At 41.8% G+C, this 12,094-nt stretch carries 11 protein-coding genes; 10 read left to right on the forward strand and 1 reads right to left on the reverse strand.

Features of this window, described 5'->3' with window-relative positions; all coding sequences use genetic code 11:
• Window positions 1–41 precede the first annotated feature (41 nt).
• From xdhA to puuE, 8 genes are read left to right on the forward strand one after another with little or no spacing between them, the layout of a single operon-like run.
• Window positions 42–1,541 (forward strand): xanthine dehydrogenase small subunit, encoded by a 1,500-nt coding sequence (xdhA, locus tag H5118_RS01175; protein WP_182692493.1) that lies wholly within the window; start codon window positions 42–44, stop codon window positions 1,539–1,541.
• Window positions 1,528–3,867 carry a xanthine dehydrogenase molybdopterin binding subunit gene (xdhB, locus tag H5118_RS01180; protein WP_182747452.1) on the forward strand — a complete coding sequence of 780 codons (2,340 nt, stop codon included), beginning with the start codon at window positions 1,528–1,530 and terminating at the stop codon, window positions 3,865–3,867. Before xdhA ends, xdhB begins: the two co-directional genes overlap by 14 nt.
• Complete coding sequence (gene xdhC / locus H5118_RS01185) at window positions 3,860–4,750, forward strand: xanthine dehydrogenase accessory protein XdhC (protein ID WP_182747454.1); 891 nt, start codon at window positions 3,860–3,862, stop codon at window positions 4,748–4,750. Before xdhB ends, xdhC begins: the two co-directional genes overlap by 8 nt.
• On the forward strand, window positions 4,747–5,247 hold the full coding sequence (gene uraD / locus H5118_RS01190; protein ID WP_182747456.1) for a 2-oxo-4-hydroxy-4-carboxy-5-ureidoimidazoline decarboxylase: 501 nt from the start codon (window positions 4,747–4,749) through the stop codon (window positions 5,245–5,247). Before xdhC ends, uraD begins: the two co-directional genes overlap by 4 nt.
• Window positions 5,244–5,582 carry a hydroxyisourate hydrolase gene (gene uraH, locus H5118_RS01195; protein ID WP_024595278.1) on the forward strand — a complete coding sequence of 113 codons (339 nt, stop codon included), beginning with the start codon at window positions 5,244–5,246 and terminating at the stop codon, window positions 5,580–5,582. The genes uraD and uraH overlap by 4 nt, the downstream gene beginning before the upstream one ends.
• A 2-nt stretch (window positions 5,583–5,584) precedes the next feature.
• The gene (gene guaD, locus H5118_RS01200; RefSeq protein ID WP_182747458.1) at window positions 5,585–6,949 is read left to right on the forward strand and encodes a guanine deaminase; all 1,365 of its coding nucleotides are present in this window, start codon (window positions 5,585–5,587) and stop codon (window positions 6,947–6,949) included.
• 5 nt (window positions 6,950–6,954) lie between these two features.
• On the forward strand, window positions 6,955–8,166 hold the full coding sequence (locus H5118_RS01205) for a urate hydroxylase PuuD (RefSeq protein WP_182747460.1): 1,212 nt from the start codon (window positions 6,955–6,957) through the stop codon (window positions 8,164–8,166).
• A 1-nt stretch (window position 8,167) separates the two neighbouring features.
• Window positions 8,168–9,097: an allantoinase PuuE gene (gene puuE / locus H5118_RS01210; protein ID WP_182747462.1), complete on the forward strand. Its 930-nt coding sequence runs from the start codon at window positions 8,168–8,170 to the stop codon at window positions 9,095–9,097.
• 92 nt (window positions 9,098–9,189) lie between these two features.
• On the opposite strand, the gene H5118_RS01215 is transcribed toward puuE, so the two are convergent.
• Window positions 9,190–10,065, reverse strand: a complete 876-nt coding sequence (locus tag H5118_RS01215; RefSeq protein WP_182747464.1) for a LysR family transcriptional regulator — start codon at window positions 10,063–10,065, stop codon at window positions 9,190–9,192.
• Window positions 10,066–10,189: 124 nt separating this feature from the next.
• On the opposite strand from H5118_RS01215, the gene H5118_RS01220 reads away from it, so the two are divergent.
• Both H5118_RS01220 and putP read left to right on the forward strand, forming a co-directional pair.
• The gene (locus tag H5118_RS01220) at window positions 10,190–10,576 is read left to right on the forward strand and encodes an ectoine synthase (protein ID WP_182747466.1); all 387 of its coding nucleotides are present in this window, start codon (window positions 10,190–10,192) and stop codon (window positions 10,574–10,576) included.
• 28 nt (window positions 10,577–10,604) lie between these two features.
• Window positions 10,605–12,029 carry a sodium/proline symporter PutP gene (gene putP, locus H5118_RS01225; RefSeq protein ID WP_182747468.1) on the forward strand — a complete coding sequence of 475 codons (1,425 nt, stop codon included), beginning with the start codon at window positions 10,605–10,607 and terminating at the stop codon, window positions 12,027–12,029.
• Window positions 12,030–12,094: the final 65 nt, after the last annotated feature.

The raw sequence follows: 12,094 nt of genomic DNA on the forward strand, positions 1-12,094 counted from the left end.
CCTTTATGTATCAGGGCTTTATAAAAATTAAGGGGGTCTGTGTGATTCAATTTTTATTAAATAACACGCCAATTGAAGTACAAGAATGTTCGCCAAGTCTCACCATTTTGGACTGGCTACGCACCAAAAAAGGGAAAGTGGGCACCAAAGAAGGGTGTGCAACTGGCGACTGTGGTGCGTGCACAATTTTAGTGGGTGAAGAGCGTATAAATGCAAACGGGCAAACTAGTTGGCAATACAAAACAATGAACAGCTGTTTATTGTTATTAGGTAATGCGCATGCAAAACATATAGTAACGGTAGAGGCTGTGACTACTGGCTTATACCCAAACTTAACCGATTTACATCCCGTACAACGTGCACTGGTAGAGTGCCATGGTTCGCAATGTGGTTTTTGCACGCCCGGTATAATAATGAGTTTGTTGGCTCTTTATATTAATGAGCCAACGTACCCTGGTAAAAAAGCGGTTATTCATGCACTTGGTGGTAACTTATGCCGTTGTACAGGTTATAGCCCTATATTACTTGCAGCCGAAAAAGCCTATAGCTATGAGCGTAAAGCTGAACCGTACTCAGCAATGGCCGCTCAATTTAAAGCATCACTTAATACGCAATATGATGACGATATTCCATTTTTAAAAAATGGTCCTCGTAAATTTTACTTACCACAAACTGCCCAGCAACTTGTTGAGCTAAAAGCGCTTTATCCTTATGCACATTTAGTTGCTGGTGGCACCGACTTTGCCATTGAGCTTAGCCAAAACATGCTCTTACCAGATGTAATTATCTCCCTTAGCCAAGTAAAGGAGTTTTGCACCTTGGCAGATAATAACGGTGAGTTACACATTGGTGCAGCACTACCTTATAGCCAATTTGTTGAAGTATTTTATAACCATTACCCAGAGTCAAAAGAGCTATTTGAACGCTTAGGATCAAGCCAAGTACGTAACAGCGGCACGCTTGGTGGCAGCATAGGGAATGCCTCTCCTATTGGCGATCCAGCTCCTCTTTTAATCGCTCTGAATGCATCAATGGATTTATTAAGCAGCGCTGGTACGCGTACTATTAAAGTTGCTGACTACTTTATTGATTACAAAAAAACAGCTCTTAAAAGCGATGAAGTAATTAGTAAGTTCACCATTCCAAAGCGCCCAGAGTCGCTAAAACTGGCATGTCATAAAATATCAAAACGCTTTGAAGACGATATATCTACCGTTTGTTTGGTGCTTGCTATAGAGCATTCAAAAAACATGATTACTCAAGCCCGCTGCGCTATGGGCGGTATGGCTGCTATTCCTAAGCGCGCACATCATATTGAGCAAAAGCTGATATCTCAATCATTACAAGTAAGTAGTTTTATAGACGCAGCAACGGCTATTAACGATGACTTTACGCCCATGAGCGATGTAAGAAGCAGTGCGCATTACCGCACCACGGTAAGCAAAAACTTATTACAACGCATTGGTATTGAGTTTTGTGAGCCACAAGCACGCAACAATAACAACATTGCCATTACGAGGATCTCACATGCGTCACTTTGAAATGGATAAACTAAAAGCGCAAGGTGGTAGCGTTGGGCAATCTAAATATCACGAAAGCGCTATTAAACAAGTTTGTGGCAGTGCAAATTTTGCCGACGATAACCCTGAGCCTTACGGTTGCCTGCATGCCTACCCAGTGCTCGCCCCTGTTACAAGCGGCTTTATTAAATCAATAGATACCAGTCTCGCACTGGCAGTTGAAGGCGTTAAACGTATTTTATCGGCCGAAGATGTTCCGGGTAAATTAGATATTGGCCCGGTATTTCCTGGTGATGTACTGCTGACCAGCCATGAAATTCAATACCACGGGCAACCTGTATTAATTGTTGTTGCCGACACATATGAAATAGCGCGCCGCGCTGCACGCTTGGTGGTTATAGAGTGCGAGCAAACTACTCCAATACTTGATATTAAAAAAGCCATTAGCAAAGAGCATTGGGTAAGGCCGCCCCATTCACTTAACCGTGGTAACAGCGAAAACGCCATTAATAACGCAACCCACCAGCTTAAAGGCGAAATAAACATAGGCGGGCAAGAACACTTTTATTTAGAAGGCCAAATAGCGCTGGCGCAACCTGATAACGACGGGGGCATTCATGTTCAGTGTTCTACGCAACACCCTACTGAGGTGCAGCACTTAGTTGCTAAAATTTTAAAAAAGCCATTTAGCTTTGTAAACGTAGAAACCCGCCGTATGGGCGGTGCTTTTGGCGGCAAAGAAACCCAAGGCGCACCATGGGCATGCCTTGCAGCTCTTGCGGTTTACCATCTTGGCTGCGCAGTAAAAATGCGCCTAGCCCGTAGCGACGATTTTAAATTAACCGGTAAGCGCCACCCGTTTTATAATCACTATCATGTTGGTTTTGACGAAAATGGTTTAATAGAAGGTGCCGACATTACCGTAAACGGATTTTGTGGCTACTCGCCTGATTTATCAGATGCAATTGTAGACCGCGCCATGTTTCATGTCGATAACGCCTACTACTACCCAGCCGCCACAATTAAGGGTAATCGCTGTAAAGTAAATACCGTAAGCCATACCGCATTTAGAGGATTTGGTGGCCCGCAAGGCATGATTATGGGCGAGCTAATAATGGACGATATAGCCGCCAAATTAGGTAAAGATCCGCTTGAGATCCGAAAACTTAATTTATACAAAAAAGGCCGCGACACCACGCCGTACCATCAAACCGTAGAGCAACATATTTTAATAGATATGATTGCTCAGCTTGAGCAGTCGGGTGACTACTGGGCACGTAAAGAGGCCATTAAAGCCTTTAACGTATCGTCACCTATTATCAAAAAAGGCCTTGCAATGACGCCGGTTAAATACGGTATTTCGTTTACGGTACAACACTTAAATCAAGCTGGTGCATTAGTACATGTATATAGCGATGGCTCTATACATTTAAACCACGGCGGCACCGAAATGGGCCAAGGACTAAACACCAAAATTGCGCAAATTGTGGCCCACGGCTTTGGGGTCGATTTTAACGCGGTAAGTATTAGTGCTACGCGTACCGACAAAGTGCCAAACACCTCGCCAACAGCTGCCTCAAGCGGTACCGACTTAAACGGCATGGCGGCGCTAAATGCAGTAAACACAATAAAAGAGCGCTTAATTGATTTTATTACCGAGCACTTTGAAGTAGACAGCAACACTGTTGTATTTAAAGATAACCTCATTACTTTTAGTAAAGGGGAAATTAGCTTTAGCGAACTTGCAAATCTTGCTTACATGAATCGTATATCGCTTTCATCTACCGGTTATTACGCCACACCAAAAATTCATTACGATAGAGCCAAAGGCGAAGGCCGTCCGTTTTTTTACTACGCTCACGGCGTAGCACTCAGCGAAGTAGAAGTAGATACCCTAACTGGCGAAAACACGGTAACTCGCGTTGATATACTGCACGATGTAGGCAGTTCAATTAATCCAGCTCTTGATATAGGCCAAATTGAAGGCGCCTTTGTGCAGGGTATGGGCTGGCTAACAACCGAAGACTTACAATGGAATGATAAAGGCCAGCTTGCAAGCTTTGGCCCAGCCAACTACAAAATACCAGCCATTGGCGATACACCTGCCGAATTTAACGTCAATCTTTATAACTCAGCAAATCCAGAAACCACCGTGTTTAGATCAAAAGCCGTAGGCGAGCCGCCATTTATGCTGGCCTTTAGTGTATGGAGCGCGATTCGTAATGCCATAAGCAGTGTGGCTGATTATAAATACACCGCCCCATTGGATACACCCGCAACCCCAGAGCGAGTATTGAGTGCAATTGAGCAAACCGCTAGCTGGTTTAAGGAGCATCAACATGACTAATTTAAATGAGTCGTTTCAGGGTTTTCATACGCAAAATTGGGCGCAGGCTATAAACGAGCACGAACAAAGCGGCACTAACTATGTAATTGCCACGGTACTTGGCACCAATGGCTCAACCCCACGCGGCACAGGCTCTAAAATGGTAATAAGCGGCGAGCATATTTACGACACCCTTGGCGGTGGCCATCTTGAGTACGTAGTAATAGAAAAAGCCCGCGAACTACTTTCCAAAGGCGAAGCCGCCCAAGTAATTGAGCAATTTAACCTAGGTGCAAATTTAGGCCAGTGCTGCGGCGGGGCTGCCACCGTTATGCTTGAATGCATGCAATGCGAGCGCTTTACCTTAGACATTTATGGCGCAGGCCACGTAGCACAGGCGCTTATTGGTATATTGGCACAACTACCTATGCGCATACGCTGGATAGATAGCCGCGCCGATGTATTCCCACAGGCTATTCCAAATAACGTAGTAAAAGTGGTTGATGAAGAACCAACAGAGCAAGTAAAACGTGCGCCTAAAGCTAACAATTACTTAATATTAACCCATAACCACCAGCTCGACTTTGCACTCACCCAAGCCATTATTAAACGCGCCGATGCCAATTGGCTTGGTGTAATTGGCTCTGACACTAAAGCCAAACGCTTTAAGCAGCGCCTAGCACATCGCGATTTTACAGCCGTTCAAATACAGCAAATGACCTGCCCTGTTGGGCTTAATAACATTTCGGGCAAATTACCAATGGAAGTGGCTATTTCGATTAGTGGACAGCTAATTGGCCTTTATCAGGCTATGCAAAACCAAGAGCCAAAACGCCAAGGCTTGCAATGGCGCACACTAAAAAATGCCTTAATTAGCACCACGCAAGAGGAAGTAAACGCATGAGTAGTTTACAAATAAATACGCTAAATGATGCACAAGTAAAACAAGCACTTGAGCATTGCTGCGCGGCCCCTAGCTGGGTGGCGGGCATGGTAAAAGCAATGCCATTTAAAAGTGCTCAGCAGCTGTTTGAATGCGCACAAAGCACATGGGATAACCTTGGCGAAAGCGACTATTTAGCTGCCTTTGAAGGCCACCCGCAAATAGGCGACTTATCAACCCTTAGCAAAAAATACGCTGCTACCGCACAAAAAGCGGGGCATGAGCAATCGGGTATGAGCAAAGCAAACGAAGCCGTACTTACCAAAATGATTGCCCTCAATAAAGAGTACCTGAACAAGTTTGGCTTTATTTTTATTGTGTGCGCCACCGGTAAAACGGCCGAACAAATGCTCGAACTCATAGAGCAGCGCATACACAACACCCGCAGTACAGAGCTAAATATAGCCGCGGGCGAACAAGCCAAAATAACAAAAATAAGATTGGAGTCACTGCTATGAGCAAAAGCCCTATAACCACCCATATACTTGATACCAGCACCGGAAAACCAGCAGCAAACGTTGCTGTTAAGCTATTTAAACTTACAAATAACGAATGGGTACAACTAACCCAAGGCAAAACAGATTCCGATGGGCGTATTACCGACTGGCTAAATACAGAAGTAGAATTTGCAACTTATAAGCTAGTATTTGATTTAGATAGTTATTACCAAAACCAACCTACCCCTGCGTTTTACCCAGAGGCACAAATAACGTTTAGATTACAAGATACTAAACATCATCATATCCCATTGTTGCTTAGCCCGTTTGGCTACTCTACATACAGAGGTAGCTAATAATGAGCACACAAAACAATAATAACTTAACAGTAGTTTGTGCCGATATACTCGACTTTGTTGACGACCCTGCCATTTCTGGCGAAAACGCCCATCGTTTTTTTGAAAAGGGCGCATTAGTTATCAAGCACGGCAAGGTAGTTAAACTTGGCTATGAGCAAGACATACTGCCTACAATTGATAAATCAGCGCGTGTTATCCGCCACGATGGCAAACTCGTTATGCCTGGTATGATTGACACCCATATACACTTACCACAAACCGAAATGGTGGGTGCGTATGGCGAGCAACTGCTAAGTTGGCTCACCGAATACGCCTTCCCAACCGAAAAAAAGTTTACATGTAAGCATTATTCAAAAGAGATCTCTAATCGCTTTTTAGACGAGCTGCTGCGCAATGGCACAACCACTGCCCTTGTATTTGGCACAGTGCATCCGCAATCGGTTGATGCGTTTTTTAAAGAATCACAAAAACGCAATTTACGCATGATTGCCGGTAAAGTAATGATGGACCGTAACTGCCCTGACGACTTATCTGATTGCGCGCAAACAAGTTATGACGAATCTAAAGCCCTCATCGAAAAATGGCACAATATTGATAGGTTAAGCTACGCAGTTACACCGCGTTTTGCCCCCACATCAACCCCTGAGCAACTTCAAAAATGTACTCAGTTGCTTGAAGAATACCCAGACACCTACCTGCATACACACTTATCTGAAAACAAAGACGAGTGCGAATGGGTAAAAGGACTATTTCCAGAAGCCGAAGATTACTTAGGCGTGTACGAGCAAGCAAATATGGTACGTAAACGCTCAGTATTTGCCCATAGTATTCATTTATCTGAGCGCGAGCTATGCTGCCTTGCAGATAACAATGCGGCAATATCGCACTGCCCTACCTCAAACCTATTTTTAGGATCAGGACTTTTAAATTTAAAAGCCTGTGAAGAGCACGGCATAAACGTAGGCATGGGTACCGATGTAGGCGCGGGAACAAGCTTTTCTATGCTACAAACAGGTAACGAAGCGTACAAAATTCAGCAATTACAAGGTCAAAAGTTTTCAGCATTTAAAGGGTTGTATTTAGCAACACTCGGCGGTGCTAGAACGCTCGATTTAGAAGGGACAATTGGTAATTTTGAAGCCGGTTGTGAAGCCGATTTTATTGTAATGGATTGTTCAGCAACCCCATTTTTAAAATTTAGAATACAGCATGCCAAAACCCTGCATGAAAAATTATTTGCAATGATGATGTTAGGCGACGACCGCTGCGTTGAGCAAACCTACATCATGGGTAAAAGTGTGTATAAGCGCGATGATAACAATCAATTTTCAGACACCCGCTCACCGGTATTAGAAGAGGCTTAACCGTTATGGAAAACTATTTATTTGAGCTTGCTCATTTAGTACTGCGTTATTTTCATGTTATTGCTGGTATAGCATGGATTGGCGCTTCATTTTATTTTGCATGGCTTGATAACAACCTACAAACACCACCGCAGTGGAAAATAGATAAAGGCATAAAAGGCGATTTATGGGCCGTGCATGGTGGTGGCTTTTACGAAGTGGCTAAGTATCAAAATGGCCCTGAACAAATGCCGCATACTTTGCACTGGTTTAAGTGGGAAGCCTACACAACGTGGATCACCGGTATATTACTATTTAGCTTACTTTATTATGTTGGCGCCGATGTGTATTTAATTGATAACAGTAAAAGTGAGCTAAGTAAATTTGCAGCTATTGGCGCATCCCTTGGTTTTATTGGCTTAGGTTATGGTGTTTATCGTTTATTGTGTAAAACCTCACTGGTCGAAAACGGCAAAGTGTTTATTGCTGTAGTTATTGGTTTATTAGCTCTGTGGACTTTTGGGGTTGATCAATTATTTAGCGACCGCGCTGTGTATATTCATGTAGGTGCACTTATTGGTACTTGTATGGTTGGCAATGTGTATCACATTATTATGCCAGGGCAACGCTATATGGTAAGTGAAGTAGAAGCCGGTAGAATCCCTGATTCAGCGCCAGGTTTAAAGGCAAAGCTGTGTTCTATTCATAATAACTACGCCACGTTACCTGTGGTATTTATAATGCTGAGCAACCACTTTCCTTATACCTACAGCCACAACTTTGGCTGGCTTATTTTAATTGCGCTGTTTGGTATTGGTATGTGGATACGCCATTATTTTAACTTAAAACATCAAGGTATTAATAAACCCTCAGTACTTGTAAGCGGTATTGCAGCTTTTTTTGCTCTTATGCTCGCCATAGCCCCTTGGCCCAGTACACCAACAAATGCAGGCGAAAGCGCGCCTTTACAAACAAGTATTACCGACGCACAAGCGTGGGATATAATTAGCAAGCACTGTACACAGTGTCACAGCGAAACACCCACCTCTGAGCTTTTTCAAACCGCGCCGCTAGGCTTTAAACTCGACTCTATTAGTGATGTAAAAAAATCCAGCACGCTTATTCATACCCGCGCGGTTATAACCAAAGATATGCCACTGGCTAATATGACCCAAATGACTGATGTAGAGCGCGAAACGCTCGGGTCTTGGCTCACAGCACTTAAAAAGGAGCAATAAAATGAGCGAGCAATTTAAAAACTACCCGCGCGATTTAATTGGTTATGGTCCAGATGTACCCCATGCAAATTGGCCCAATAAAGCACGTATTGCCGTGCAAGTAGTATTAAATTACGAAGAAGGCGGCGAAAACTGTGTATTGCATGGTGATGCAGCAGCCGAAACATTTTTATCTGAAATAGTCAGTGCCCCGCATGTAGAAGACCGCCATATAAGCATGGAATCTATTTACGAATATGGCTCGCGAGCAGGTGTATGGCGTTTACTTAAACTCTTTAAAAAATACGATATACCGGTCACCATTTTTGCAGTGGCGATGGCCCTTGAGCGCCACCCCGATGTAGCTAAAGCCTTTGTTGAAGCAGGCCACGAAATTGCAAGCCATGGCCTGCGCTGGATTAATTATCAAAATATAGATAAGCAAACCGAGCGCGAGCATATGCAACAAGCCATTGAGATCATTCAAACGCTTACCGGTAAAAAGCCCAAAGGCTGGTATACCGGCCGAACTAGCCCAAATACAGCAGCACTTGTAGTTGAAAATGGTAATTTTTTATATGATGCCGACGATTACAGCGACGACCTACCTTTTTACAGTATTAAAGAAGGTAAACCACAGTTAATAGTGCCATACACGCTTGATGTAAACGACATGCGCTTTGCTGCCGTGCAGGGTTTTAATGCGGGGGATCAGTTTTATAATTACTTAAAAGATGCATTCGATACACTATACGAGGAAGGCGACCCACAAGGTGAAAACGCCCCAAAGATGATGTCGATAGGTTTGCATTGCCGCCTAATTGGCAGACCAGGAAGAATAAAAGCATTAGCACGGTTTTTAGAATATGCTCGCTCGCATGATCAGGTTTGGTTTGCCACACGTGAGCAAATAGCCGAGCACTGGCTTAAAACCCATCCGTATAAAAAGTAGTTAGGCAGAATTTAGCTTAGTATTCGCAAAGTAGTTTTAACAAATAAGGGCTGTGCTGCTAAACTTAGCGTACAGCCTGCTTAAAATAACCATTAATTATTTTTATACGCATATTCATTAGTTAAGGCGAGCTTGATTAGAAATTCTTTTACCTTATCTATCCTTGGGTTGTCAGGGTTTACCGCCTTAATAAAGTATTTTCTCTCTAAGTTGCCACATTTATCAGATAACTGAATTAACTTATTCGACTTTAGGTCATTTTTTATCAAGCTCTTAGGACAAAGAGCTATTCCACTATTATTAATTGCTGCTGTTCGCATTAAATTAAAATCACCAAAAATAGAACCTTTATCTGAATATGCTAAATCGTGAGACTGTTCTGTATAAATATTAAACCACTTTCTCCATGCTTGTGAATCACTGTCGTGAAGGTATTCATATTTATTTGCTTTTTTAATACTAAATTCACCAATTAACTTTTTATATCCCTCACCACAAACGGGGATTGTTTTACCATAAAATAATAGCTCTTCACCTTCTTCAAGCCCTCTATCACAAAAATCTAATACTAAATCAACAAAGGTTTCTTCATAGCCAACATAATTGATATTGAAATTAATAGCTGGAAAAGCACTTTTTAAATCACTTAAGTGAGGTAATAGGAAGTCCGATGCTAAAGACGGTATTGTTTTAATTGTTATCGTATTATTTTGCCTTACAGTAGAAATTGAATTTCGAATATTCACCATTGACTTATCAAGTGAAGAAGCTAACCACAGTCCTTTTTCGGTTAAAACAAGTGTGTTATTTTTTCTTTTAACTAAGGCAACTTCCAACCAATCTTCTAATTTTTTCACCTGCGCAATAACTGCCGAATGAGTTATACATAACTCCTTTGCAGCCCTTGTATAACTGAGATTTCTAGCCACAGAGTCAAAATAGTAAATAGCAGTAAGTGGTAGTCTCATTTTAGAACCTCAATTTTAAATGTTAGTTTTTCTAACAATGGAAGGATTTTTTCTGACTTGTTAGTAACTTAACAGATGTTTAACCTGAAGGAAATTAAATAGTCACATTAACGGAGTAAGAAAAATGTTTATTAGAGAACTCAAAGATATTGAAAATACTGATTTTTTTGTTCATTGGGGAAATGGAACTAGCCATCGTCTTCTAACTGAAAAAGATGGTATGGGGTTCACAGTTTGCCACACAAAAGTTAATAAAGGATCTGAGTCTGTACTTGAATATAAAAATCATCTAGAAGCATGTTATTGCATTGCTGGACAAGGAGAAATTGAAGACATGAAAGGTAATATTCATAAAATTACTGAAGGTGCAATCTATGTTTTAGATCAACACGACAAACACTTTTTAAGAGCTGATCAAGAGGAGGATCTTATTTTGGTTTCAATATTTAATCCGCCACTTACAGGCACCGAGAAGCATTCACTATCTGCAGATGGATCATCAAGCTACTAGCTAAATAGCACAGAAGGGGCGGACACCTATGAATTACACTTACAGCGCTTTTGCAATATATCTGCTCGCAATGTTAGGTATAGGCTATTACTTTTACCGTAAAACCAATACCTCCTCAGATTATATTTTAGGATCTCGAAACTTACCGCCCAGTGTTGCAGCTTTAAGCTCTGGAGCTTCAGATTTAAGCGGTTGGGCTTTAATGGGGCTTCCTGGAGCATTATTTGCCAGTGGCCTTTCCGCTGTCTGGATCGTTGTATTTACACTCATGGGTGTCTACCTCAACTGGAAACTCGTAGCGCCTAAGCTACGAGTTGCAACTGAGCAATTAGATAATTCACAAACAATTCCTGAATACCTTAAAAACCGGTTTAAAGCGGACACAAAAACCTTACAGTTAACAGCTTCATTGGTAATGCTATTATTTTTTACATTGTATGTAGCTGCAGGGCTAAGTGGTGGGGCTGTGTTGTTTGAAAAAGTCTTTAATATAAATTATCACTTAGCTTTATTAATTGGTGGGTTTGTTATCGTTTCATATACCTTTATGGGAGGTTACTTAGCAGTATGTTGGACTGATTTTTTTCAAGGGATAATGATGTCACTATCTTTACTCATTACTGCCCTTTGTTTATTTTTTATATTTAACACACCACAAATGAGCCACGAATTATCGCAAGTATTAAGTAAACTAACACTTAAAAAGCTAGAGCCAAGTGACGGCTGGCTATTTGGACTAATTTCTTTGAGCGGTTGGTGTATTGGTTATGTAGGCCAGCCCCATGTCCTTGTAAGATTTATGAGTGTTAGGACTTTAAAAGATGTAGCAGTTTCACGAAAGATAGCCATGATATGGTCAGTAGTTACAATGATTTCAGCAGTAGTAGTGGGGGTATTAGGCACAGCCTATTTTGGAAAAGGGCTCAGCAACCCCGAAACTGTATTCATTGCACTAGCCCAAGCCTTTTATCACCCATTTGTTGCTGGAATTATCATTGCGGGTATTTTAGCGGCCATAATGAGTACTATCGATTCGCAGTTACTGATCTGCTCTACAACAATTTCTGAAGATTTATATAAAACATATTTTCGCAAAAATGCTAAAGATAAAGAGGTTATTTTAGTTGCACGCATTGGTCTTTTAATCGTTGCTTTGATAGGTCTCGCCTTGGCTTTTAATAAAGCTGATAGAACCTTATTGAGTATGGTCGCTTTTGCTTGGGGTGGATTTGGCGCTGCGTTCGGTCCTGTTATTATATTTAGCTTATTCTGGCAGTCTATGACATGCCAAGCAGCGATATGGGGCATGGTCATAGGTGCTTTAATATCACTAACTTGGGAGGTATTAGAGGGAGGTATATTCGATATGTTTGGAGTTGTTCCTGGTTTTATCGGAGCTAGTATGATTATCGTTCTTATAACTTTACTTTCTAAGTACCGTGTTAAACACTAACAATATAATTAAGTTTTTACTTTGTAAAAAAAGCCCAGCAATGCTGGGCTTAAGGTCACTTTAGG

Origin of the sequence: Pseudoalteromonas sp. SR41-1, assembly GCF_014164015.1 — a bacterium.
Lineage (GTDB): Bacteria > Pseudomonadota > Gammaproteobacteria > Enterobacterales > Alteromonadaceae > Pseudoalteromonas > Pseudoalteromonas distincta.